The organism is Streptomyces sp. NPDC050121, from assembly GCF_044460385.1.
GTDB classification, from domain to species: Bacteria; Actinomycetota; Actinomycetes; order Streptomycetales; family Streptomycetaceae; genus Streptomyces; species Streptomyces soliscabiei.
Map to the genome: position 1 here is coordinate 270,275 of NZ_JBITJV010000006.1, position 23,384 is coordinate 293,658.

General features: G+C 71.8%; 21 protein-coding genes. 13 read left to right on the forward strand and 8 right to left on the reverse strand.

What is annotated here, in order from left to right; translation table 11 throughout:
- Positions 1–4: 4 nt before the first annotated feature.
- Entirely contained in the window at positions 5–1,234 is a 1,230-nt protein-coding gene (locus tag ACIBTS_RS12350; RefSeq protein WP_399318767.1) for an acyl-CoA dehydrogenase family protein, read from the reverse strand.
- A 178-nt stretch (positions 1,235–1,412) separates the two neighbouring features.
- Here ACIBTS_RS12350 and ACIBTS_RS12355 point away from each other — a divergent pair, with 178 nt between their 5' ends.
- Entirely contained in the window at positions 1,413–2,054 is a 642-nt protein-coding gene (locus ACIBTS_RS12355; RefSeq protein ID WP_399318769.1) for a TetR family transcriptional regulator, read from the forward strand.
- An 18-nt stretch (positions 2,055–2,072) separates the two neighbouring features.
- On the opposite strand, the gene def is transcribed toward ACIBTS_RS12355, so the two are convergent.
- Positions 2,073–2,627 (reverse strand): peptide deformylase, encoded by a 555-nt coding sequence (gene def / locus ACIBTS_RS12360; protein WP_399318770.1) that lies wholly within the window; start codon positions 2,625–2,627, stop codon positions 2,073–2,075.
- Between the two features lie 158 nt (positions 2,628–2,785).
- On the opposite strand from def, the gene ACIBTS_RS12365 reads away from it, so the two are divergent.
- The 4 genes from ACIBTS_RS12365 to ACIBTS_RS12380 all read left to right on the forward strand — a co-directional run bounded on the left by ACIBTS_RS12365 (position 2,786) and on the right by ACIBTS_RS12380 (position 7,615).
- Complete coding sequence (locus ACIBTS_RS12365; RefSeq protein ID WP_079663764.1) at positions 2,786–4,024, forward strand: MurT ligase domain-containing protein; 1,239 nt, start codon at positions 2,786–2,788, stop codon at positions 4,022–4,024.
- Positions 4,025–4,041: 17 nt separating this feature from the next.
- Positions 4,042–4,770, forward strand: a complete 729-nt coding sequence (locus ACIBTS_RS12370; RefSeq protein ID WP_319344941.1) for a glutamine amidotransferase — start codon at positions 4,042–4,044, stop codon at positions 4,768–4,770.
- Between the two features lie 190 nt (positions 4,771–4,960).
- The gene (locus ACIBTS_RS12375) at positions 4,961–5,986 is read left to right on the forward strand and encodes a 6-phosphofructokinase (RefSeq protein ID WP_399318772.1); all 1,026 of its coding nucleotides are present in this window, start codon (positions 4,961–4,963) and stop codon (positions 5,984–5,986) included.
- Between the two features lie 195 nt (positions 5,987–6,181).
- Positions 6,182–7,615, forward strand: a complete 1,434-nt coding sequence (locus ACIBTS_RS12380) for a hypothetical protein (RefSeq protein WP_399318774.1) — start codon at positions 6,182–6,184, stop codon at positions 7,613–7,615.
- A 24-nt stretch (positions 7,616–7,639) separates the two neighbouring features.
- On the opposite strand, the gene ACIBTS_RS12385 is transcribed toward ACIBTS_RS12380, so the two are convergent.
- Complete coding sequence (locus ACIBTS_RS12385) at positions 7,640–8,419, reverse strand: HAD family hydrolase (RefSeq protein ID WP_399318776.1); 780 nt, start codon at positions 8,417–8,419, stop codon at positions 7,640–7,642.
- A 140-nt stretch (positions 8,420–8,559) separates the two neighbouring features.
- Here ACIBTS_RS12385 and ACIBTS_RS12390 point away from each other — a divergent pair, with 140 nt between their 5' ends.
- Positions 8,560–9,510 (forward strand): cytochrome c oxidase assembly protein, encoded by a 951-nt coding sequence (locus ACIBTS_RS12390; protein WP_399318778.1) that lies wholly within the window; start codon positions 8,560–8,562, stop codon positions 9,508–9,510.
- Between the two features lie 61 nt (positions 9,511–9,571).
- Positions 9,572–9,742 (forward strand): hypothetical protein, encoded by a 171-nt coding sequence (locus tag ACIBTS_RS12395; protein WP_361709030.1) that lies wholly within the window; start codon positions 9,572–9,574, stop codon positions 9,740–9,742.
- Here ACIBTS_RS12395 and ACIBTS_RS12400 read toward each other — a convergent pair whose 3' ends face one another.
- Genes ACIBTS_RS12400 through ACIBTS_RS12415 form a run of 4 tightly spaced genes read right to left on the reverse strand, consistent with a single transcriptional unit; the run spans position 9,743 to position 13,835 of the window.
- Positions 9,743–10,948, reverse strand: coding sequence for a sensor histidine kinase (locus ACIBTS_RS12400; protein ID WP_399318779.1), 1,206 nt, complete (start codon positions 10,946–10,948; stop codon positions 9,743–9,745).
- A complete protein-coding gene (locus tag ACIBTS_RS12405; protein ID WP_399318781.1) occupies positions 10,945–12,690 on the reverse strand; it encodes a cation acetate symporter in 1,746 nt (581 codons plus the stop codon). Before ACIBTS_RS12405 ends, ACIBTS_RS12400 begins: the two co-directional genes overlap by 4 nt.
- 30 nt (positions 12,691–12,720) lie before the next feature.
- Positions 12,721–13,080 carry a hypothetical protein gene (locus tag ACIBTS_RS12410; RefSeq protein ID WP_099937805.1) on the reverse strand — a complete coding sequence of 120 codons (360 nt, stop codon included), beginning with the start codon at positions 13,078–13,080 and terminating at the stop codon, positions 12,721–12,723.
- Positions 13,081–13,082: 2 nt separating this feature from the next.
- Complete coding sequence (locus ACIBTS_RS12415) at positions 13,083–13,835, reverse strand: LytR/AlgR family response regulator transcription factor (RefSeq protein ID WP_399318783.1); 753 nt, start codon at positions 13,833–13,835, stop codon at positions 13,083–13,085.
- Positions 13,836–13,913: 78 nt separating this feature from the next.
- Between ACIBTS_RS12415 and ACIBTS_RS12420 the strand changes: the two genes are divergently transcribed.
- From ACIBTS_RS12420 to ACIBTS_RS12445, 6 genes are all read left to right on the forward strand, one after another.
- The gene (locus tag ACIBTS_RS12420; RefSeq protein ID WP_319673445.1) at positions 13,914–14,399 is read left to right on the forward strand and encodes an Lrp/AsnC family transcriptional regulator; all 486 of its coding nucleotides are present in this window, start codon (positions 13,914–13,916) and stop codon (positions 14,397–14,399) included.
- 167 nt (positions 14,400–14,566) lie between these two features.
- Entirely contained in the window at positions 14,567–15,379 is an 813-nt protein-coding gene (gene ddaH, locus ACIBTS_RS12425; protein WP_399318890.1) for a dimethylargininase, read from the forward strand.
- A complete protein-coding gene (gene rocD, locus ACIBTS_RS12430) occupies positions 15,376–16,629 on the forward strand; it encodes an ornithine--oxo-acid transaminase (protein ID WP_399318785.1) in 1,254 nt (417 codons plus the stop codon). Before ddaH ends, rocD begins: the two co-directional genes overlap by 4 nt.
- Before the next feature lie 113 nt (positions 16,630–16,742).
- Entirely contained in the window at positions 16,743–19,412 is a 2,670-nt protein-coding gene (locus ACIBTS_RS12435; RefSeq protein ID WP_399318787.1) for a SpoIIE family protein phosphatase, read from the forward strand.
- Between the two features lie 66 nt (positions 19,413–19,478).
- Positions 19,479–20,738 (forward strand): PP2C family protein-serine/threonine phosphatase, encoded by a 1,260-nt coding sequence (locus tag ACIBTS_RS12440; protein WP_399318789.1) that lies wholly within the window; start codon positions 19,479–19,481, stop codon positions 20,736–20,738.
- Between the two features lie 140 nt (positions 20,739–20,878).
- The gene (locus tag ACIBTS_RS12445) at positions 20,879–21,661 is read left to right on the forward strand and encodes a lysophospholipid acyltransferase family protein (protein ID WP_399318892.1); all 783 of its coding nucleotides are present in this window, start codon (positions 20,879–20,881) and stop codon (positions 21,659–21,661) included.
- Between the two features lie 111 nt (positions 21,662–21,772).
- Here the strand turns inward: ACIBTS_RS12445 and ACIBTS_RS12450 are convergent, their stop codons facing one another.
- Positions 21,773–23,374: an alpha/beta hydrolase gene (locus ACIBTS_RS12450; protein WP_399318790.1), complete on the reverse strand. Its 1,602-nt coding sequence runs from the start codon at positions 23,372–23,374 to the stop codon at positions 21,773–21,775.
- Positions 23,375–23,384: the final 10 nt, after the last annotated feature.

Below are 23,384 nucleotides of genomic sequence, written 5' to 3' on the forward strand. Positions count from 1 at the left end.
GGCGCTACCGGATCGGCATCCCCGACAAGGTCCGGGCGATCACCAGCCGCTGGATCTCGCTCGTGCCCTCGAAGATGGTGTAGATGGCGGCGTCGCGGTGCATGCGCTCCACCGGGTACTCCCTGGTGTAGCCGTTGCCGCCGAGGATCTGGATCGCCTGCGCGGTGACCTTCTTCGCGGTCTCGCTGGCGAACAGCTTCGACATGGAGCCCTCGGCGGCCGTGAACTGCTTGCCGTTGACCGCCATCCAGGAAGCGCGCCAGACCAGCAGCCGCGCGGCGTCGATCGACGTACGCATGTCCGCGAGCTGGAAGGCGACGCCCTGGTTGTCGATGATCGGCCGCCCGAACTGCTCCCGCGTCATCGCGTAGTCGAGAGCCACCTCGTACGCGGCCCGGGCGGTACCGACCGCCATCGCACCGACCGCCGGACGCGAAGCTTCAAACGTGGCCATCGCGGCGTTCTTCACGCGCTCGCCGTTGCCGGCCTTGGCCCGCTCCCGCGCACGGGCGAGGCGCTCGTCGAGCTTCTCCTTGCCGCCGAGGAGGCAGGAGCCGGGGACGCGGACGTTCTCCAGGACGACCTCGGCGGTGTGCGAGGCGCGGATGCCGTGCTTCTTGAACTTCTGGCCCTGGGACAGACCCGGCGTGTTCGGCGGGACGATGAAGGACGCGTGGCCCTTGGAGCCCAGCTCGGCGTCCACGACCGCGACGACCACGTGGACGTTGGCGATGCCGCCGTTGGTCGCCCAGGTCTTGGTGCCGTTGAGCACCCACTCGTCCTTGGCCTCGTCGTACACGGCACGGGTGCGCATCGAGGCGACGTCCGAACCGGCGTCGGGCTCGGAGGAGCAGAACGCGGCGACCTTGACGTCGCCCGCGTCGCCGTACATCTGCGGGATCCAGGTGCCGATCTGCTCCTCGGTACCGTTGGCGAGGACGCCCACCGCGGCGAGGCCGGTGCCCACGATCGACAGGGCGATGCCCGCGTCGCCCCAGAAGAGCTCCTCCATGGCCATCGGGATGCCGAGGCCGGTGGGGTCGAAGTACTGCTGCGCATAGAAGTCGAGGGAGTAGATGCCGACCTTCGCGGCCTCCTGGATGACCGGCCAGGGAGTCTCCTCACGCTCGTCCCATTCGGCGGCCGCGGGGCGGATGACGTCGGCCGCGAAGCCGTGCAGCCAGTCCCGGACCTCCTTCTGTTCGTCGTTGAGCTCCATGGTGAACTCGGCCATGTCCCCTCCAGCGGCGGAACGTGCATGTTACTAGCGGTAACAAGAGTCTGTTACCGATCGGTAAGGAAAGTCAACTCCTGATGACGGGCCTGGAGCCCGCCAGCCCGTTCGATGTCAGGCTGCTGTCAGGTGTTAGTTTGCGCAGGCGTCACCGAATCAGCACGGGTGGGGAGAGCACATGGACACCACGCAGCGGACCGAGCAGCAACGGTCCGCCGACCGCCGACGGCGCGAGCTGCTGGAGGCCGCCGACCGGGTGGTGCTGCGCGACGGGCCGCAGGCCTCGATGAACGCCATCGCGGCGGAGGCGGGCATCACCAAGCCGATCCTTTATCGCCACTTCGGTGACAAGGGAGGGCTGTACGCCGCCCTCGCCAAACGGCACACCGACGCGCTGCTGGACTCGCTGCGGGCGGCGCTGGACGCCCCCGCCGAGCGCCGGGAGCGGGTCGAGGCGACCCTCGACACCTACCTCGCGGCCATCGAGGCCCGGCCTCAGGTGTACCGGTTTCTGATGCATCCGGCCGACGGGTCACCCGGGGAGCAGGGATTCGATGTCGGCAAGCACTCCGCTCCGCTGCTTCGGCGGATGGGCGAGGAGCTGGCCCAGGTCATCGAGGACCGATTGGATCTCGGGCCCGGGAGCCAGCAGCTCGCGCGGGTGTGGGGGCACGGGATCGTCGGGATGATGCACGCGGCCGGGGACTGGTGGCTGGGCGAGCGGCCTTGCTCCCGGGTCGAACTGGTGCGCAGTCTGGCCGACCTGTTGTGGGGTCGCCTCGCGGCGGCCGGCGACAAGATCGGCGGTCCCGGGTTCTGACGGCCGCCCCGCGCCCCTTCAGACCTGACCGCTCCCTTGGCGCCAGGAGGCTCGGGACACCTGGCGCATCAGCTTCCGCTTGCGCCGGCCCTCCACCCGGTCCGCGTACACGCGGCCTTCCAGGTGGTCGGCCTCGTGCTGCAAGCATCTGGCAAAGAATCCCGTGCCGTCGACGGTGATCGGCTCGCCGGCCACCGTGACGCCCTCGACCACCGCGTGGTCGTAGCGCTCCGTACCCGCCTCCAGGCCCGGGAGGGACAGACAGCCCTCCGGTCCCCGCAGCACGATGCCGTCCGCCTCGACCAGCCTCGGGTTCACCACATGGCCCAGATGGCGGACGTCCTCGTCGTCGGGGCAGTCGTAGACGAAGACGCGCAGCGGCTCGCCGATCTGGTTGGCCGCCAGGCCGACCCCCCTGGCCGCGTACATCGTGGCGAACATGTCCTCGACGAGGCGGGCGAGTTCGGGGCCGAAGTCCGTGACGTCCTCGCAACGGGCGTGCAGGACGGGGTCGCCGAGCAGGGTGAGGGGCCGGACGCGCCCGTGGGCGCCCGGGATGGAGCCGTGTCGCATGGCGGCAAGGGTACGGTCCTTTCTGACACGCGCATGCCGTCCACGGCTGTGACGCGGTCCCGGGATTCGGGAGTGCGAATGGATCTCGATAGGCTGACCACCTACCACGTTGCCGTACGGCAGAGGCGCGGCGCGTACGCAAGGAGGATCGAGAACTGATGGCAGGCAACTCGGACCCGCTCACGCCGCGGGCCAAGATCGCCGTGACCGCGGGCAAGGCGGTCGCGGCGGCGTCGCGCGCCGCGGGGCGCGGCAGCGGTTCGGTGATCGGCGGCCGGGTGGCGCTCAAACTCGACCCCGACCTCCTCGCCAGGCTCGCCCAGAACCTGGACGTCGTCCTCGTCTCGGCGACCAACGGCAAGACGACCACCACGCGGCTGATCGCCGAGGCGCTGCGCGCCGCCGGACCGGTCGTGTCCAACGCGCTCGGCGCCAACATGCCGGCCGGCATCACCTCGGCCCTCGCGGGCGGCTCCGACGCGCGCTACGGCGTGATCGAGGTCGACGAGAAGTACCTCGCGGGCGTGGCCCGGGACACCGCTCCCAAGTGCATCGCGCTGCTCAACCTCTCCCGCGACCAGCTGGACCGGGCCGCCGAGACCCGCATGCTCGCGGAGAACTGGCGTGAGGGGCTTGCCGGTTCCAAGGCCGTCGTCGTCGCGAACGCCGACGACCCGCTGGTGGTGTGGGCGGCCTCCTCCTCCCCCAACGTGATCTGGGTCGCCGCCGGTCAGATGTGGAAGGACGACGCCTGGTCGTGCCCGTCCTGCGGTGGCGTCATGCAGCGGCCCGGGGACGACTGGTTCTGCGGCGAGTGCGGGTTTAGGCGTCCCACGCCGAGCTGGGTGCTGTCCGGGGACCATGTGCTCGATCCGCACGGGTCCGCCTGGCCGATCCATCTGCAGCTGCCGGGGCGCGCCAACAAGGCCAACGCCGCCTCCTCGGCCGCCGTGGCCGCCGTCTTCGGGGTGCCGCCGCAGGTCGCGCTGGAGCGGATGTACCAGGTGCAGGCCGTCGCCGGACGCTACGACGTCGTCCAGTTCATGCAGCGCGACCTGAGACTCCTGCTCGCGAAGAACCCGGCCGGCTGGCTCGAGACGTTCAGCCTGATCGATCCGCCGCCGGCCCCGGTCATCCTCTCGGTGAACGCGCGCGGCGCCGACGGCACCGACACGTCCTGGCTGTGGGACGTCGACTACACGCGGCTGACCGGCCACCCGATCTTCGTCGTCGGTGACCGCAAGCTGGACCTCGCGGTGCGTCTGGAGGTCGCGAACCAGCACTTCCAGGTGTGCGAGAACCTCGACCAGGCCGTGCAGCTGGCGCCGCCGGGCCGGATCGAGGTCATCGCCAACTACACCGCGTTCCAGGACCTGCGCCGCCGCGTCGGCAACTGACCACGAAGGACGTTTCCATGAGCGACAACCAACTGCGGCTGGTGTGGATCTACCCGGACCTGCTGAGCACCTACGGCGACCAGGGCAACGCCCTCGTCGTCGAGCGCCGTGCGCGGCAGCGCGGTCTCGACGTGGCGCGCCTCGACGTGCGCAGCGACCAGCCGATCCCGACGTCCGGCGACATCTACCTCATCGGCGGCGGCGAGGACCGTCCGCAGCGGCTCGCGGCGGAGCGGCTGCGCCGGGACGCGCACCTGTACCAGGCGGTGAACAACGGCGCGATCGTGTTCGCGGTCTGCGCCGGCTACCAGATCCTGGGCCACGAGTTCGTCAACGACCTCGGGCAGCGCGAGCCGGGTCTCGGCCTGCTGGACGTGACGACGACGCGCGGCGAGGGCGAGCGGTGCGTCGGCGACGTCCTCGGGGACATCGACCCGCGGCTCGGTCTGCCGCAGCTGACCGGCTTCGAGAACCACCAGGGCGTCACCCACCTCGGCCCGACCGCCCGCCCCCTGGCCCGGGTCCAGCTCGGCAGGGGCAACGGCACCGGCGACGGCACCGAGGGCGCGTACAACGACACCGTGTTCGGGACGTACATGCACGGCCCGGTGCTGGCGCGCAACCCGCTGATCGCGGACCTGCTGCTGAAGCTGGCGCTCGACGTGAACGCGCTGCCGCCGATCGACGACCGCTGGTACGAGGCGCTGCGGGGCGAGCGTATCGCGGCTGCGCAGCAGCCTGCCTGACCTGGATGTTCACCTGATTTTCAGCGCACCGTCAGCAGCCCGTCTGACGGTACGTCCGCACAGGTGAGCAGGCACGTCCAGCAGGCGGACGCGTGCTACGGCCCCGCCCCCTCATGCCGCTAGGGTGGCGGGGATTCGAGCCGGACAGCGTGGTCCGGACCGGCCCACGTGGAGAAGGTTGTTTCGGGCTATGCGCATTGGTGTCCTCACGTCCGGCGGCGACTGCCCCGGCCTGAACGCCGTCATCCGGTCCGTCGTGCACCGTGCCGTCGCCGACCACGGCGACGAGGTCATCGGCTTCCGGGACGGCTGGAAGGGCCTCCTGGAGTGCGACTATCTCAAGCTCGACCTCGACGCGGTGGGCGGCATCCTGGCCCGCGGCGGCACGATCCTCGGCTCCTCCCGGGTCCAGCCCTCGCATCTGCGCGACGGCGTGGAGCGGGCCCGGGGCCATGTCGCGGAGCTCGGTCTCGACGCGATCATCCCGATCGGCGGTGAGGGCACCCTCAAGGCGGCCCGGCTGATGTCGGACGCGGGGCTGCCCATCGTGGGCGTGCCGAAGACCATCGACAACGACATCGCCGTCACCGACGTCACCTTCGGGTTCGACACGGCCGTCGGTGTGGCCACCGAGGCGCTCGACCGGCTGAAGACCACCGCCGAGTCCCACCAGCGGGTGCTGGTCGTGGAGGTCATGGGGCGGCACACCGGCTGGATAGCGCTGCACTCCGGCATGGCCGCCGGCGCCCACGCCATCGTCGTACCGGAGCGGCCCTTCGACATCGAGGAGCTGGCCCGCCGGGTCGGTGAGCGGTTCGAGGCGGGCAAGCGGTTCGCGATCGTCGTCGCCGCGGAGGGGGCCAAGCCCGCGCCCGGCAGCATGGACTTCGACGAGGGCGCCAAGGACGTCTACGGGCATGAGCGCTTCGCGGGGATCGCCCGGCAGCTGTCGATCGAGCTGGAGTCGCGGCTCGGGAAGGAAGCACGGCCGGTGATTCTGGGGCATGTGCAGCGCGGCGGCACGCCGACCGCGTACGACCGGGTGCTCGCCACCCGGTTCGGGTGGCATGCGGTGGAGGCCGTGCACCGGGGGGAGTTCGGCAACATGACGGCCCTGCGCGGGACGGACATCGTGATGGTGTCCCTCGCCGAGGCGGTCGAGACGCTGAAGACCGTCCCGCACGAGCGGTACGCGGAAGCGGAGTGCGTGCTCTAGTCGTCCGACGGTTCGACGCAGCCACGGTCACCCGTCCGGCCGTCGAACCGTCACGCTTCGGTGGCCCGTGCGCACTGGGCGCGGGCCGCCTCGGGCGTCTCCTCCGCCTCTGTTCGAATTGACACCCGGCTCCTGGGGCCTCGTACTGAACGCGCAGGACCACCCCCCATCTCTCCCCACTCAGGGAGCCCTTCCATGACGGTGCAGCAACAGCAGGTCACCCTTCCGACGGTGCTGGTGTACGAGGACGACCCCGGATTTCCTCCGCTGGTCAGCATGCCCGTACCGCATCCCGTGCCGCAGCTCGACATCCAGCCCTTCCCCACGGCCATCGCGGGCAACGCCCCGCAGCCGGACAGTGCCGGACCCGGCACCGAGGCCTTCCGGTACTGGGTGGCCGCCGACGCGCTCAGCAGGGCCAGTCAGACCTGGGCGCCGCTGGTCCCGACCGGTACGCACTGGCATCCGCGCGTCGGACGCCTCCTGACCGCGCACCTCGACGCGGGGAACGGCCTGAACGCCTTCTACGACCGTAGAGGCCTGTCGTTCTTCCGCCGCACGGTGGCAGGCGTCCTCGTCGCCACGTGCGAGAGCAACGAGATCGTCGAGCACGAGACGGGGCACGGAGTCCTCGACGCCCTCCGCCCCCAGCTGTTCGACACGGCGAGTGCGGAGACGGCCGCCCTTCACGAGGCGTTCGGTGACATCAGCGCCCTGCTGAGCTCGCTCCGGCTGGAATCGCTGCGGATCGCCGTGCTGGCCGAGACGCAGGGCGACCTCGAACTGTCCTCACGGGTGTCGAGGATGGCCGAGCAACTGGGCTGGGCGATCCGCCAGCGCCATCCGGAGAAGGTCGACCCGGACTGCCTGCGCAACATGGCGAACAGCTTCTTCTACCGCGACCCGGTGCTGCTGGATTCGGACGGTCCCGCGAGCATGCTCACCAGCGAGCCGCACTCGTTCTCGCGCGTGTTCAGCGGCGCGTTCCTGAAGATCGTCGCCGGGATCTTCCACCAGCAGGACCTCCAGGACCAGGCCGGTCTGGCCTTCTCCGCCGAGATGGCGGGACAGCTCCTGGTGGACGCCGTCGTGGCCGCGCCCGTGGTGTCCGCCTACTACGCGCAGGTCGCGGGCCACATGATCGCCGCGGACCAGCGCCGCAACGGCGGCAAGTACGGCCCCTCCCTGCGCTCGGCGTTCATCCGGCACGGCATCCTCTCCCTGGAGGCCGCCACGTCCCTCACCGAGCCGGAGCTGACCCGCAGGGCCGCCGCGATCGCCGAGACGACGCCCGGCGGCGCCGACGATCAGGGCCTGACGGCCGTGACGATCCAGGGCGCGACGTACGGCGTCACCCAGCCGCTCACCCTCTCCGCGCCGGCGCAGGAGCGACGCTTCGGCATCGCGGGCTCGGACCCGGCCGGCGGCTCGGTGCGGCCCTCCGACCCCGAGCGGGTCGCCACGTCGTTCCTCGAGGACCTCTTCCGCCGCGGCCGGGTCCGGGTGCCCGAAGAACACCGCTCCGCCACGGCGTTCGTCGACGACAGCGCGACCCGGCTGAAGACCCACGAGATCACGCGGAGCGACACCGGCGAGGGCCTGGCCCTGGTCCGGCGGTGCTTCGACTGAGCAGCCGGTGAGCAGTACGTCGGCTCAGTGCAGAAAGCGCAGACGACGGACGGAGAGCCGTCCGTCGTCCGTGCGCTCGACCACATGGGTCGTCCGGGGGGTGGGCTCCTCGCCCTCGTAGACGGCCTCGCCGCGCGCCAGCAGGTCGTCGATGAACTTCTCGGTCGCCCGGCGCTCGGCGTCGTCCTGCTCGGCGTCGGCGCGGGCCGTCTCCTCCACCGGCCCCCGCACGTCCACCGTGAAACCGGCGCGTTGCAGCGCATCGACGCCCCGTGTGGTCACCATGGCGAGCACGAGCCGCTCGGAGACCACCTCGGCGGGCACGGCCTCGGTCTCGTCCATGGCCGCGGTCAACGAGCGCAGGTCCTGGCCGGCGCGGATCTCGATCCGCGCCCGGAGCACGGGCCGGTCCTCCGCCGCCGCGAGGGCGAACACCGGGTGGGCCGCGGTGCGCATCCCCGCCTCCCGTGCGAAGCCGCGCTCCTGGGCGTCCTCGCCCACGAAGACGCACGCGTCGGCCGCCTCGCCGGTGGCGGCGACCGCCCGGTCGAAGATGCCGCGGCTGTCCTTCACTCCCCAGTGCACCAGCGCCGCGTCCGTGAAACGGCCGGGAAACGCCTCCGCCAGCGCCCGTGCCACGGCGGCCTCGGCCGACCCGGGGTTGGAGATGATGCCCTTGCGTGCCTCGCCCAGGGCGTCGAGCGCGGCGAGGACCCGCGGCAGGGGCCGCAGGGTCAGGGAGCCGTCGGGTTCCCTCCGGGGATCCGCCAGGGTCGCGCCGATGTCGAAGAAGATGACAGACATGGCACAAGCCTCCCCGCGGTGAACGCTTCCGAGTCGGGACCGCCCGAGTGAACCGCCCCGGTGCCGGAGGCCGCCGGGGGCTTCTCTACTCTGGTGGGCGGCAGGAAACGTACAACCCCCCACGAATCAGGAGCCGGCGGATGGATCACAGCGGGCACGGCATGACCATGGATCTGCCGCCGTTCACGCTGGGGCGGGGTCTTCAGTGGTCGGCGGACCCGTTCTTCCTCGTCGCCTGCCTGGTGGGGCTCGGTCTGTACGGCTGGGGGGTCGTGCGGCTGCGCAGGCGCGGGGACGCCTGGTCGGTGGGCCGGACGGTGTCGTTCGTCGTCGGTGTGCTGACCGTCGGGCTCGTGATGTGCACCCGGCTGAACGACTACGGGATGGTCATGTTCAGCGTGCACATGGTGCAGCACATGGTGATCAGCATGCTGTCGCCGATCCTGATCCTGCTGGGTGCGCCCATGACGCTCGCGCTGCGCGCGCTGCCGGCCGCCGGCCGGGGCCGCAAGGGGCCGCGCGAGCTGCTGCTGATGCTGCTGCACAGCCGCTACATGCGGATCATCACGCATCCCGCGTTCACCATCCCGCTGTTCATCGCGAGTCTCTACGCGCTGTACTTCACACCGCTGTTCGACTTCCTGATGGGCTCCAGGACCGGGCACGTCGCGATGATGGTGCACTTCCTCGCCGTCGGCGTGGTGTTCTTCTGGCCGATCATCGGCGTGGACCCGGGTCCGAACCGGCCCGGCTATCTGATGCGGATGCTGGAGCTGTTCGCGGGCATGCCGTTCCACGCGTTCTTCGGCATCGCGTTGATGATGGCCTCGCAGCCGATGGTCGAGACGTTCAAGAACCCGCCCGCCTCACTGGGCATCGACGCGCTGTCCGATCAGAACGCGGCCGGCGGCATCGCCTGGGCGTTCAGCGAGATCCCGTCCGTGCTGGTGCTGATCGCCCTGCTGTTCCAGTGGTACGGCTCCGAGCAGCGGCAGGCCAAGCGCAAGGACCGGGCCGCCGACCGCGACGGGGACCAGGAGCTGGAGGCGTACAACGCCTATCTTGCGTCGCTCCAGGCACGCGGGCGCTGAACCCGGGGCACCATGGAGGGGGACCCGCCCTGCCGAGGGCGGCCCTGAGGAGGGTGTCGCGATGGCCGGTACCACGGACAGTTCCACGAAGACCATGGGGGTGCTCACCGTCGGCGGGCTCGTCATGGTGACCGCCTACACGGTGGCGCTCGGCAGCAACGGCTGGCTGTGGTTCGGCTGGGTCGTGCTGGGGCTGATCACGCTCGCGATGGTGGTGACCAGGACGAGCTGATCACCCGGGGGTGAGCCGGGCCGCCGAGTGCACGCCCGGCTGGTACTTCGGAAGCCGGGCGGTGATCTTCATGCCCGCTCCGAGGGCGGTCTCGATAACCAGGCCGTGGTCGTCGCCGTAGACCTGGCGGAGCCGGTCGTCGACGTTGGACAGGCCGATGCCGCCGGACGGGCTCACCTCGCCGGCCAGGATGCGGCGCAGCGCGACCGGGTCCATGCCGGCGCCGTCGTCCTCGATGACGACCAGGGCCTCGGCGCCGGCGTCCTGTGCGGTGATCTGGATGTGGCAGGTGCCGGTCTTGCCCTCCAGGCCGTGCTTGACGGCGTTCTCCACGAGCGGCTGGAGACAGAGGAAGGGCAGCGCCACGGGGAGGACCTCGGGCGCTATCTGGAGGGTGACGGCGAGGCGGTCGCCGAAGCGCGCCCGAACCAGGGCCAGATAGTGGTCGATGGCGTGGAGTTCGTCGGCGAGGGTGGTGAAGTCGCCGTGCCTGCGGAACGAGTAGCGGGTGAAGTCGGCGAACTCCAGGAGTAGTTCGCGGGCGCGTTCGGGGTCGGTGCGCACGAAACTCGCGATCACGGCGAGCGAGTTGAAGATGAAGTGCGGGGAGATCTGGGCGCGCAGGGCCTTGATCTCGGCCTCGATCAGCTTCGTACGGGACTGGTCGAGGTCCGCCAGCTCCAGCTGGACGCTCACCCAGCGGGCCACCTCGCCGGCCGCCCGCACCAGGACGGCGGACTCGCGGGGCGCGCAGGCCACCAGGGCGCCGTGCACCCGGTCGTCGACGGTGAGCGGGGCGACGACGGCCCAGCGGACGGGACAGTCGGCGTGCTCGCAGGTCAGGCGGAAGGCCTCGCCGCGGCCGTTCTCCAGGGGGCCGGCGAGCCGCTCCATGATCTCGGCGCGATGGTGTGCGCCCACTCCGTCCCAGGCCAGCACCTCCTTCTCGTCGGTCAGGCACAGGGCGTCCGTGCCGAGCAGGGTGCGCAGTCTGCGGGCCGATCTGCGGGCCGTCTCCTCCGTGAGGCCGGCCCGCAGCGGGGGTGCGGCGAGGGAGGCGGTGTGCAGGGTCTGGAAGGTGGCGTGCTCGACGGGGGTGCCCAGTCCGCCCAGGCTTTCCGGGCGTGCGGTGCGGCGGCCCAGCCAGAAGCCCGCGGCGAGGAAGGGGAGGATGGCGATGCAGAGGCCCGCGAGGAAGCCGCTCATGCCGCCTGCTCCGCGGCCTTCGTCTCCGCCGCCCGCAGCTCCTCCGTGCGCAGTTCCTCGGGCAGGTGGAAGCGGGCCAGGATCGCCGCCGTGCCGGCGGGGACGCGGCCGGGGGTGGCCAGGGACACCAGGATCATGGTGAGGAAGCCCAGCGGGACGGACCACAGCGCGGGCCAGGCGAGCAGCGCGTGCAGGCCGCCCGTGCCGGGGAAGCCGGCCATGGTCGCGGCGACGGCGAGGAACGCCGACCCGCCGCCCACCAGCATCCCGGCGGCCGCGCCCGGCGGGGTCAGCCGGCGCCACCAGATGCCGAGGACGAGGAGCGGGCAGAAGGAGGACGCCGACACCGCGAAGGCCAGCCCGACCGCGTCGGCCACCGGCAGCCCGCCGACCAGCAGACTCGCGGCGAGCGGTACGGCCATGGCGAGCCCGGTGCCGAGCCGGAAGTGCCGTACGCCGCGGGTCGGCAGGACGTCCTGTGCGAGCACCCCCGCCACGGCCATCGTCAGCCCGGACGCCGTGGACAGGAACGCGGCGAAGGCGCCGCCGGCGACCAGCGCGCCCAGCAGGTCGCCGCCGAGGCCGCCGATGACGCGGTCGGGCAGCAGCAGGACGGCCGCGTCGGCGTCGCCGCTGAGGGCGAGTTCGGGGGCGTAGAGGCGGCCCAGGGCGCCGTAGACGGGCGGCAGGAGGTAGAAGGCGCCGATCAGGGCGAGGACGGCGACCGTGGTGCGGCGGGCGGCGACCCCGTGCGGGCTGGTGTAGAAGCGGACGACGACGTGCGGCAGGCCCATGGTGCCGAGGAACGTGGCGAGGATCAGTCCGTAGGTCGCGTACAGGGGGCGTTCCTCGCGGCCGGCGGCGAGGGAGGTGGACATGCCTCCGTTGCTGCCGCGTTCGGCGGTGGGGACGGCGGTGCCCGCGGCGAAGGTGAGGCGGGCGCCGCGCTCGATGTGGTGGGTGCCGGCGGAAAGGCGCAGTACGGCGTCGTCGTGCGGGCGGCCGTCGACCGTGCCGTCCACCGTCACGGTGAGGGGGCTCTCCAGCTTGAGGTCGAGGGTGTCGTCGACGCGGACGACGCGCTGGTCGCGGAAGGTGGCCGGTTCATCGAAGGCGCCGCGGGGCGCGCCGTCGCCCTGCCAGGCCAGGGTCAGGAAGAGGGCGGGGACGAGGAGCGCGGTGAGCTTGAGCCAGTACTGGAAGGCCTGCACGAAGGTGATGCTGCGCATGCCGCCCGCGGCGACGGTCGCCGTGACGACGACCGCGACGATCAGCCCGCCCAGCGAGTCGGGGGCGCCGGTGAGGACGGTCAACGTCAGCCCGGCGCCCTGGAGTTGGGGCAGGAGGTAGAGCCAGCCCACGCCGACGACGAAGGCGCCCGCGAGCCGTCGGGCCGGCCGGGAGGCGAGGCGGGCCTCGGCGAAGTCGGGGAGGGTGTAGGCGCCGGAGCGGCGCAGCGGGGCGGCGACGAAGAGGAGCAGGACCAGGTAGCCGGCGGTGTAGCCGACGGGGTACCAGAGCATGTCCGGGCCCTGGACGAGGACCAGTCCGGCGATGCCGAGGAAGGAGGCGGCGGAGAGGTACTCGCCGCTGATGGCGGCCGCGTTGAGGCGGGGGCCGACGGTGCGGGAGGCGACGTAGAAGTCGGAGGTGGTGCGGGAGATGCGCAGCCCGAAGGCGCCGACGAGGACGGTGGCGACGACGACCAGGGCGACGGCGGGAACGGCGAACGTCGAGTTCATCGCGGTACGGCCTTCATGTGTCCTCGCCCTTCACTTGTCCTCGACCAGCCGGATGAAGTCCCGTTCGTTGCGTTCGGCGCGGCGCACGTACCAGCGGGCGAGCAGGACGAGCGGGGCGTAGAGGCAGAAGCCGAGGACCGCCCACTGCAGGCGATGGGCGTCGGGCATCGCCGCGAAGAGGAGGGGCAGCGGGCCGACGAGCAGCATGAGGACGGCGAACACCGTGAGGGCGGCGCGCAGTTGGGAGCGCATGAGGGAACGGACGTAGGTGTGCCCGAGGGTGGTCTGCTCGTCGATCTCGGTGCGCGGGCGGTAGTAGCCGAAGGAGCGCCGGGTGCGGCGCGGCGGGCCGGTGACGACGACGCGCCGTTCGACGGGGTCCTGGGGCACGGCTAGGTCCTCCTCATCAGCAGGTCCCGCAGTTCGCGGGCGTGGCGTCGGCTGACCTGGAGTTCCTCGCCGCCGACCAGGACGCTCACCGTGCCCGCGTCCAGCCGGAGTTCGCCGATGTGGCGCAGGGCGACGAGGTGGCGGCGGTGGATGCGGACGAAGCCGCGGGCGCGCCAGCGCTCCTCCAGGGTGGACAGGGGGATGCGGACCAGGTGGCTGCCGCGGTCGGTGTGCAGGCGGGCGTAGTCGCCCTGCGCCTCGACGTGGGTGATGTCCTCGACGGCGACGAAGCGGGTCACGCCGCCGAGCTCGACGGGTATGTGGTCCGGGTCGGGCTCGTGCACGGGGATGCGCGGGGCGGCGGCGCCGCGCAGTTCGGCGGCCCGGCGCACGGCCTCGGCGAGGCGTTCCTTGCGGACGGGTTTGAGGACGTAGTCGACGGCCTTGAGGTCGAAGGCCTGGACGGCGAAGTCCTCGTGGGCGGTGACGAAGACGACCAGCGGCGGCCGCGCGAAGCCGGTGAGGAGACGGGCCAGGTCGAGGCCGTCGAGGCCGGGCATCTGGATGTCGAGGAAGACGACGTCGATGGCCTCGGGGCCGTGCGGGCCGGACTCCAGGGCGCGGTTGATGCGGCGCAGCGCCTCGGTCGCGTCGCCGGCGCCTTCCACACTGCCGATCCGGGGATCGGCGGTGAGCAGGTACAGCAGCTCCTCCAGCGAGGGGCGTTCGTCGTCGACGGCGAGGGCGCGCAGCATGAAGGTGGAGTGTAGGGGCGATCCGCACCGCTGGACATGTACCGGGGTGTGGACGTACGCCCTGGATACAGTGCCCGCATGAACAGCGCGCCCGCCCCTTTCGACGATCTCGACCGGAAGATCATCACGGCTCTGATGGCGAACGCCAGGTCGAGCTTCGCCGAGATCGGCACGGCGATCGGCCTGTCCGCGACGGCGGTCAAGCGCCGGGTGGACCGGCTGCGGGACACCGGGGTGATCACCGGGTTCACGGCGACCGTGGAGCCGTCGGCGCTGGGCTGGCGCACGGAGGCGTACGTGGAGGTGTACTGCGAGGGGGCCGCCCCGCCGAGGCGGCTGGCGGAGGTGGTGCGCAACCATCCGGAGATCACCGCGGCGATGACGGTGACGGGTGGGGCGGACGCGCTGCTGCATGTGCGGGCGCGGGACGTGGAGCACTTCGAGAACGTGCTGGAGCGCATCCGGGCCGAGCCGTTCATCCGGAAGACGATCAGCGTGATGGTGCTCTCGCATCTGCTGCCGGAGAGCCCGGAGGCGGGCGCGACCCAGCACGCTCCCGAATAAACCTGCGAAGACGCAGCGAACCTGCGTAGAACGGCCTCACCACGCAGCGTTCCTGCGCAGACACGCAATGCTCGTTCCTTGTCGTGCGTCCCCGCCAGTTCCTACCTTGGTGTCAACCCTCAGTCGACACCGCAGGAAAAGCGGAGGAACCCTCTGTGCCCGAGAGTGTGACCGACGACCGTGTGCAGCGCCCCCGGCGCTTCCTCGTCTGTGAACCCAGACACTTCGCCGTGCAGTACGCGATCAACCCCTGGATGCGTCCCGACACCCCGGTGGACGTCGATCTGGCCCAGACCCAGTGGCAGACGCTGATCAGCGCCTATCGGGCCCACGGCCACACCGTGGACGTCGTGGAGCCGGCTCCCGGTCTGCCCGACATGGTCTTCGCCGCGAACTCGGCGGTCGTCGTGGCGGGCCGGGTCTTCGGGGCCCTCTTCCACGCGCCGCAGCGGCGGCCGGAGTCCGTGCACTACGACACCTGGTTCAAGGCGGCGGGCTTCGACGTCCACCGGCCCGAGTCCGTCTGCGAGGGCGAGGGGGACCTGGTGTGGACGGGCCGGTACGTGCTGGCCGGCACCGGGTTCCGCACGACCCGGGAGGCGCACCGGGAGGCGCAGGAGTTCTTCGGTCACCCGGTGATCAGCCTGACGCTGGTGGACCCGCACTTCTACCACCTGGACACGGCGCTGTTCGTCCTCGACGACGACAACATCGCGTACTTCCCTCAGGCGTTCTCGGCCGGCAGCCGGGAGGTGCTGGCCCGGCTGTATCCGGACGCGGTGCTCGCCACCCGCGACGACGCCATGGCGCTGGGCCTGAACTCGGTCTCCGACGGCCGTCATGTCTTCATCGCCCCGCAGGCCGAGGTCCTCGCCTCCCGGCTCGCTGAGCGCGGCTATGTCCCCGTCCCCGTCGACCTCTCGGAGTTCCTGAAGGCCGGCGGTGGCATCAAGTGCTGCACGCAGGAGATCCGCTCATGACCGCACCCGTCGTCCCCGCGCGGTCCGCCGATGCCGCCTCCGGGCGTTCCTCCGCCGACCTGATCCGTGCCGAGGAGCCCGTCCTCGCGCACAACTACCATCCGCTGCCCGTGGTCGTCGCGCGCGCCGAGGGCGCCTGGGTGGAGGACGTCGAGGGCCGCCGGTACCTCGACATGCTGGCCGGTTACTCGGCCCTCAACTTCGGCCACCGGCACCCGCTGCTGATCGAGGCGGCCCACCGTCAGCTGGACCGGCTGACCCTCACCTCCCGCGCCTTCCACAACGACCGCCTCGCCGAATTCGCCGAGCGGCTGGCGGAGCTGACCGGTCTGGACATGGTCCTGCCGATGAACACGGGCGCGGAGGCGGTCGAGTCCGGCATCAAGGTGGCCCGCAAGTGGGCCTACGACGTGAAGGGCGTCCCGGCCGACCGGGCGACGATCGTGGTCGCCGCGGACAACTTCCACGGGCGTACGACGACGATCGTGAGCTTCTCCACGGACGAGACGGCCCGGGCGGGCTTCGGGCCGTTCACGCCGGGGTTCAGGATCGTCCCGTACAACGACCTGGCCGCGCTGGAGCGGGCCGTGGACGAGACGACCGCCGCGGTGCTCATCGAGCCGATCCAGGGCGAGGCGGGCGTCCTCATCCCCGACGACGGCTATCTCGCCGGGGTGCGGGAGCTGACCCGGGGGGCGAACTGTCTCTTCGTCGCCGACGAGATCCAGTCGGGGCTCGGGCGCACCGGGCGCACGCTGGCCGTCGAGCACGAGGGGGTCGTCCCCGACGTGCTGCTGCTGGGCAAGGCGCTCGGCGGGGGGATCGTGCCGGTGTCGGCGGTGGTGGCGCGGCGCGAGGTGCTGTCGGTGCTGCGGCCGGGCGAGCACGGGTCGACGTTCGGCGGAAATCCGCTGGCCGCGGCGGTCGGCACGGCGGTGGTGGAGCTGCTGGAGACGGGTGAGTTCCAGCGCCGGGCGGCCGAGCTGGGGGCGGTCCTGCGGGACGGTCTGACCGGGCTGGTCGGCAGGGGCGTCGTCGGCTTCCGGGCGCGGGGGCTGTGGGCGGGCGTGGACGTCGACCCGGCGCTCGGCACCGGGCGCGAGGTGAGCGAGCGCCTGATGGGCGAGGGCGTCCTGGTCAAGGACACCCATGGCTCGACCATTCGGCTGGCCCCGCCGCTGACGATCACCGAAGAGGAACTCGCCTCGGCGCTGTCGGCGTTGGAGCGGGTGCTGACCCGGGAGGCCTGAGGGATCCGCGGACCGGCCCCGCAGTCCCCGGGTGGCTCGGCGCCGGTCGCGCAGGCAGGGTGATGATTGAGTCAGGAGGTGGTAGACCACTCTCAGCGACAGAGAGGTCGACCGTGGGCACACACGACGAGGACGACGTTGCCCGTCGGCGGTTCGACGTGGCGGATGCCGCCCCCCTCCTGCTCGACGCGGGCGGTGTGGTCAGGGGCTGGACCAGGGACGCCGAGCGGTTGCTGGGGTATCCGGCGGCCGACGCGGTGGGCAGGGGGCTGGCCGGGCTGCTGACCAGGGCGGACGCCGCGCGGGTGCCGGACGTCCTCGAGCGGTGCCGTCGGGAGGGCGGCTGGGCCGGACTGCTGTCGGCCCGCCGCGGGGACGGCCGGCCGATCCCGGTCATGGCCCGGATCACCTCGGCCGACGAGCCCGGCGGCCCGACACGCTGGCTGGTCCTGCTGAACGAGCGCGGCGACGCCCCCGGCTGGAGCATGAGCCGACACGTGCTGGAGAAGATGGTGAGCGGCTCGCCGATCGGCATCGCCATCGTCGACACCGACCTGCGCTTCGTGTGGTCGAACGCGGCCCTCGCCCGGTTCGGCGGCGGGCCGCCCGAGCACCGGCTGGGCCTGCGGCTCGCGGACGTCCAGCCGGGTCTGGACTCCGAGGCCATCGAGGCGCAGATGCGGCGGGTGCTGCAGAGCGGGGAGCCCCTCGTCGGCTACGAGCACCTGGGGCATGTACGGGCCTCGCCGCACCGGGAGACGGCGCACATGCTGTCGTTCACCCGGCTCGACGACGACCACGGTCATCCCACGGGCGTGTACTACACGGTCGTCGACATGACCGAGCGCCACCGCGCCCGGCAGCGGCTGGCGCTGCTGGACCGGGCCGGCCGGCGCATCGGCCGTAGCCTGGACATCGGCCGCACCGCCCAGGAACTGGCCGACATGGCCGTGCCGGGTTTCGCCGACGTCGTCACCGTGGACCTGCTGGAGCCGGTCCTGCGCGGCGCGGAGCCCGCCCAGGAGCGACCGACGGACGCCCCGAAGAACACCGTCACCCTGCACAGAGCCGGCCGACGCACAGCCACCACCGACACCCCCACAGTCACCCACGAAACGGACTCACTCCCGCCCCAGAACGGCCCGGAAGGCCCCGTTCCCCCGCACGGGACGAGCCGGCCGACGGGCGGGACCGATGGCCTGGAGGACGCCACCGACACCCCCACGGTCGCCCACGGGACCGACTCGCCTCCGGCGCAGGACGGCCTCGAAGGGTCCGCCGCCCCGCGCGAGGCGGGTGGGGCGACGGGTGGGTGCGAGGGTTTCGGGGACGTCGCCGGTGACCCCGCCGTTGTCTATCCGGTCGACTCGCCGCCGGCGCGCTGTCTGGTGACGGGGCGGCCCTGGCGGGCCGAGCGGCTCACCGAGGGGTGGGGGTCGGCCGGGGCCTCCGCGGCCGAGCCGCCCAGTGTCCTGGTGGTGCCGGTCCGGGCACGGGGCACCACCCTGGGCGTGACCACGTTCCTGCGAGGCCACCGGCGCGAGCCGTTCGACGAGGACGACCTGGCCCTGGCCGAGGACCTCGTCTCGCGGGCCGCCGTCTGCGTGGACAACGCCCGCCGCTACACCCGCGAGCGCGACGCGGCCCTGGTGCTCCAGCGCAACCTGCTCCCCCGCCGGCTGCCCGAGCAGGAGGCGGTCGAGGTGGCCGCCTGCTACCGGCCGGCCGACGAGCTGACCGGCCTCGGCGGGGACTGGTACGACCTGATCCCGCTGTCGGCGGCCAGGGTCGCCCTGGTCGTCGGCGAGGTGCCCGGGCACGGCATCGACGCCGCCGCGGCCATGGGCCGCGTCCGCACCGCCGTACGCACCCTCGCCGCCCTGGACCTGCCGCCCGAGGAGGTCCTCGCGCACCTGGACGACCTGGTCACCCGCATGGACCACGAGGACGGCGTGGCGGCGGGAGAGGGGCGGGCGGAGCCGGGGGCCGAGGGGACGCAGACCGTGGGGTCGGCGTGCGTGTACGTCGTCTACGACCCGGTGGACGGGCGGTGCGCGATGGCCGCCGCCGGGCACCCCGCCCCGGCCGTCGTCCTGCCGGACGGCACCGTCACGTTCGTCGAGCTGCCGCAGGGGCCGCCGCTCGGCGTGGGCGGCCCGCCGTTCGAGTCGGCCGAGGTGACCCTGCCGGAGGGCAGCACGCTCGCGCTGCACACGGACGGGCTGCTGGCCCAGGGCGAGGACTGGTCGCTGGACACGGACCGGGAGCGGTTGCGGCTGGCCCTGGAACGGGCGTCGGACCGTCTCGACCTGCGCTGCCGGGCCGTGATCGACGCACTCGTCCCGGCCCGGCCGCACGACGACGTGGCCCTGCTGATGGCCCGCACGCACCGACTGGCCGTCGACCAGGTCGCCGACTGGGAGCTGCCCGCCGACCCGGCGGCGGTCGCCGAGGCCCGTAAGACCGCGAGCCGCCGGTTGGCGCAGTGGGGCCTCGCCGAGTTGTCGTTCACCACCGAGCTGGTCGTCAGCGAGCTGGTCACCAACGCCATCCGGTACGCCACCGGCCCGATCCGGCTGCGGCTGATCCGCGAGCGCACCCTGGTCTGCGAGGTCTTCGACGGCGGGGCCACCGCACCCCACCTGCGCCATCCGCGCACCACCGACGAGGGCGGGCGCGGACTGCTGCTGGTCTCCCAGGTCACCCAGCGATGGGGCACCCGTTTCCTCCCCGAAGGGAAGATCATCTGGGCCGAGCAGTCGCTCACCGATCCCGGCGTCTGAGCACAATCCCATATTCGTCACATCACATGAGAAAATGGCGCAATACCGGCGGATGGGACGCGAGCCATGAACGACACGGCGATCGACTACGCGGCGGTGTTCCAGGCCCTGCCGGGCATGGTGGCGCTGCTGACGCCCGAGCTGGTGTATGCGGACGCCAACGAGGAGTTCCTGCGCGCGACGGGCCGCAAGCGCGAGCAGATGATCGGCCGGCATCTCTTCGACGTGTTTCCCGACAACCCCAACGACCAGGCCGCGACCGGCATGCGCAACCTGGAGGCCTCGCTGCGCCGGGTGCTGGCCACCGGCGAGCGGGACGCCATGGCACTGCAGCGCTACGACGTCGAGTCGGTCGAGCGCCCCGGCGAGTGGGAGGAGCGCTACTGGAGCCCGGTGAACGCGCCGGTGCACGGTCCGGACGGATCGGTGGTGCTGCTGGTGCACCGGGTCGAGGAGGTCACCGAGCTGATCCGGGCCCGCGGCCGGCGCGGGGCGGGCGGGAACGGATCACAGGTCGACAGCCGGGGCCGGGGCCGCGTCCTGGAGGCCGAGCTGTACACCCGGGCCCGTGAGCTGCAGGAGCTCAACGAGCGGCTGCGCCGGGCGCACGCCCGCGAACGCGAGGTGGCCCTGGTCCTGCAGGAGGCGATGCTGCCGGCCCGCCATCAGGTCGGACACCACCGGGCGGCCGTGCGCTACCGGCCGGCCGTGGGCGCACTCAACGTCTGCGGGGACTGGTACGACCTGGTCGACCTGGTCGGCGGCAACCGCATCGGCGTGTCGGTGGGTGACGTCGTCGGGCACGGTCTGGAGGCCGCCGGGGTGATGGGCCAGCTGCGCAGCGCGCTCAGCGCGGCCTCCCGGGTCGCCGAGGGACCGGCGGAGGCGCTGAACGTCCTCGGGCGGTACGCGCATGTCGTGGACGGCGCCGAGTCCGCCACCGCGGTCACCACGTTCATCGACTTCGACCACCACACCATCACCTACAGCAGCGCGGGGCACCCGCCGCCGGTGCTCGTCCACGCCGACGGCCGCGTGGAGTTCCTCGACCAGGCCACCGATCCCCCGCTCGACGCCCGCCCCACCCCGGCCCCCCGACCCCAGGCGTGCACCTCCTACGACGACGGCGCCACCCTCGCCCTGTACACCGACGGGCTGGTGGAACGCCGGCGGGAGGACATCGACACCGGCGTGAACCGCCTCGCCGACGCCCTCGCCAGGCACCGGGAAGCCGACCCGGAAACCCTCGCCGACGCCGTCCTGTTGGAGCTGCTGCCGCCAGGCGGCGCAACCGACGACACGGCCCTGGTCGTCGTACGGCTATGACGGCGAGGACGGGCCGCGCACCTGGATCGGCACGGTTCCGGCCGTCGCCGCCTGCCCCTACACTGACACCCCACACCATGCCGGTTGACCTGCTGGAACACGGCCACGAGCCGATCCGCCGGACCCGAGGAGCGACTCCCTTGTTCTACTACCTCCTGAAATACGTGGTGTTGGGGCCGCTGCTCAAACTGCTCTTCCGCCCCCGCATAGAGGGTCTGGAGCATGTCCCCGAGTCGGGAGCGGCCATCATCGCCGGCAACCACCTGTCGTTCTCGGACCACTTCCTGATGCCCGCGGTCCTCAAGCGGCGCATCACCTTCCTGGCCAAGGCCGAGTACTTCACGGGCCCCGGCATCAAGGGCCGGCTGACGGCGACCTTCTTCCGCAGCGCCGGACAGATCCCGGTCGACCGTTCGGGCAAGGAGGCCGGCCAGGCGGCGATCCGCGAGGGCCTCGGCGTCCTGAGCAAGGACGAACTGCTGGGCATCTACCCGGAGGGCACCCGCTCGCACGACGGCCGCCTCTACAAGGGCAAGGTCGGCGTCGCGGTGATGGCCCTGAAGGCCCAGGCGCCGGTGATCCCCTGCGCGATGATCGGCACCTTCGAGGCACAGCCTCCCGGCAAGAAGATCCCCACCCTGCACCCCGTGGTGATCCGCTTCGGCAAGCCCCTCGACTTCTCCCGCTACCTCGGCATGGAGAACGAGAAGGCGGTGCTGCGCGCGATCACCGACGAGATCATGTACGCGATCCTGATGCTGTCCGAGCAGGAGTACGTGGACCAGTACGCGGCCGTCGCCAAGGCGGAGGAGGCCGCCGCGGCCAAGGCGGAGAAGGCGCAGAAGCCGGAGAAGCCGCAGAAGCCGCAGAAGCCGCAGAAGCCGCAGAAGGAACGGAAGTTCCGTCGGCTGCCGCTGAGTTGACGGCCCGGGTTGATGGTTCGGGTTGATGGTCCGAATCGATGGTTCGTCAAGATGCTTGAGGGGCGGCCGGATTGCTCCGGTCGCCCCTCGTTGCCGTCGTGCTGCCGGTGGTTACGGCTTCGGCGTGGCGTGCGGCGTGCAGGTCACGTCCGCGGTGTCCAGCCTGCCGGTGAGGAGGTAGGCGTCCACCCGGGTGTTGATGCAGGTGTTGACCAGGCCGGTCACGCCGTGGGAGCCGGCGTCCTTCTCGGTGATCAGGCGCGAGCCCTTGAATCGCTGGTGCAGTTCGACGGCGCCGTCGTACGGGGTGGCCGCGTCACGCGTGGACTGCACGATCAGCACCTGCGGCAGGCCCTTGCGGGTCTTGACGTCCACCGGGGTCCGCTGCTTGACCGGCCAGGTGGCGCACGGCAGGTTCAGCCAGGCGTTGGCCCAGGTCATGAACGGGTAGTTCTTGTTGAGCGCCGTGTTGTCCCGGTCCCACTTCTGCCAGCTGGTGGGCCACTTGGCGTCGGTGCACTCGACGGCCGTGTAGACGGCGTTGCCGTTCTCCGAGGTGATGTTGCCGGCCGTGTCCGTGAGGTCGGGGGCGGCCGCGTCGACGAGGGCCTGGGTGTCCCCGGCGACGTACTTGCTGAAGACGGTGGCGACCGGGACCCACGAGGAGTCGTAGTACGGGGCGCTCTGGAAGAAGGAGATCAGCTCGGCCGGGCCGACGACCCCGCCGATGGGGTTCTTCTTGGCGGTGGCGCGCAGCTGAAGCCACTTGGCCTGGACGGCGGCGCGGGTGGTGCCCAGGTGGAAGGTCGCGTCGTTGGCCGCGACCCAGTCCTGCCAGTCCTTCCAGCGGCCCTCGAAGGCGACGTCCTGGTCGAGGTTGGCCTCGTACCAGATCTTCTCGCGGGAGGGGTTGACCACACTGTCGACGATCATGCGACGCAGATGGCCCGGGAACATGGTGCCGTAGACGGCGCCGATGTAGGTGCCGTAGGAGACGCCCAGGTAGTTGAGCTTCTTCTCGCCGAGGGCGGCGCGGATGACGTCCAGGTCGCGGACGGTGTTCGGCGTGGTCATCTGCGCGAGCACGGCCTTGCCGCTGCGCTCGGCGCACCCGTCCGCGTACTCACGGGCGAGCTTGCGCTGCGCGCGCTTGTCGGCCGCGCTGTCGGGGACCGGGTCGGCCTTGGGCGCCTTGACGAACTCCTGCGGGTCGATGCAGGAGATGGGCGCGGAGTGGCCGACCCCGCGCGGGTCGAAGCCCACGAAGTCGTAGGCCTTGGCCACGTTGGTCCACACGGGGGCCTTGGTGGTGACGCGGCGCGGGAAGCGCAGGCCGGAGCCACCGGGGCCGCCGGGGTTGTACACGAGCGCGCCCTGGCGCTCCTGGGGCGTGCCCGTGTTGCCGATGCGGTCGACGGCCAGCTTGATCTGCTTGCCGTTCGGCCTGGCGTAGTCCAGCGGCACGGTGACCCAACCGCACTGGATCGGCTTCTCCAGGCCCCAGTCGGCGGGGCAGTCCTGCCAGTCGATGCCGGCCTTGGCGGCGCGGTCCGCGGCGATCGCGGCGCCGCGCGCCTCACGGTCCTGCCCGGGGCGGCTGCTGGTCGCGCTCGCCGTGGGCGCCGCGACGGCGCCGGCGAGCAGCGTCGCGGCGACGAGTACACCGGCCGAGCCGAGCGCAGCGGTCCGTTTGGTCGGTCGTATGTCCCTCAAGTGGGCCCTC

Bases quoted from the DNA above. Each gene is read 5' to 3' on its own strand.
- ACIBTS_RS12350 (WP_399318767.1), bottom strand. From the start codon at position 1,234: ATGGCCGAGTTCACCATGGAGCTCAACGACGAACAGAAGGAGGTCCGG.
- ACIBTS_RS12355 (WP_399318769.1), top strand. From the start codon at position 1,413: ATGGACACCACGCAGCGGACCGAGCAGCAACGGTCCGCCGACCGCCGA.
- def (WP_399318770.1), bottom strand. From the start codon at position 2,627: ATGCGACACGGCTCCATCCCGGGCGCCCACGGGCGCGTCCGGCCCCTC.
- ACIBTS_RS12365 (WP_079663764.1), top strand. From the start codon at position 2,786: ATGGCAGGCAACTCGGACCCGCTCACGCCGCGGGCCAAGATCGCCGTG.
- ACIBTS_RS12370 (WP_319344941.1), top strand. From the start codon at position 4,042: ATGAGCGACAACCAACTGCGGCTGGTGTGGATCTACCCGGACCTGCTG.
- ACIBTS_RS12375 (WP_399318772.1), top strand. From the start codon at position 4,961: ATGCGCATTGGTGTCCTCACGTCCGGCGGCGACTGCCCCGGCCTGAAC.
- ACIBTS_RS12380 (WP_399318774.1), top strand. From the start codon at position 6,182: ATGACGGTGCAGCAACAGCAGGTCACCCTTCCGACGGTGCTGGTGTAC.
- ACIBTS_RS12385 (WP_399318776.1), bottom strand. From the start codon at position 8,419: ATGTCTGTCATCTTCTTCGACATCGGCGCGACCCTGGCGGATCCCCGG.
- ACIBTS_RS12390 (WP_399318778.1), top strand. From the start codon at position 8,560: ATGGATCACAGCGGGCACGGCATGACCATGGATCTGCCGCCGTTCACG.
- ACIBTS_RS12395 (WP_361709030.1), top strand. From the start codon at position 9,572: ATGGCCGGTACCACGGACAGTTCCACGAAGACCATGGGGGTGCTCACC.
- ACIBTS_RS12400 (WP_399318779.1), bottom strand. From the start codon at position 10,948: ATGAGCGGCTTCCTCGCGGGCCTCTGCATCGCCATCCTCCCCTTCCTC.
- ACIBTS_RS12405 (WP_399318781.1), bottom strand. From the start codon at position 12,690: ATGAACTCGACGTTCGCCGTTCCCGCCGTCGCCCTGGTCGTCGTCGCC.
- ACIBTS_RS12415 (WP_399318783.1), bottom strand. From the start codon at position 13,835: ATGCTGCGCGCCCTCGCCGTCGACGACGAACGCCCCTCGCTGGAGGAG.
- ACIBTS_RS12420 (WP_319673445.1), top strand. From the start codon at position 13,914: ATGAACAGCGCGCCCGCCCCTTTCGACGATCTCGACCGGAAGATCATC.
- rocD (WP_399318785.1), top strand. From the start codon at position 15,376: ATGACCGCACCCGTCGTCCCCGCGCGGTCCGCCGATGCCGCCTCCGGG.
- ACIBTS_RS12440 (WP_399318789.1), top strand. From the start codon at position 19,479: ATGAACGACACGGCGATCGACTACGCGGCGGTGTTCCAGGCCCTGCCG.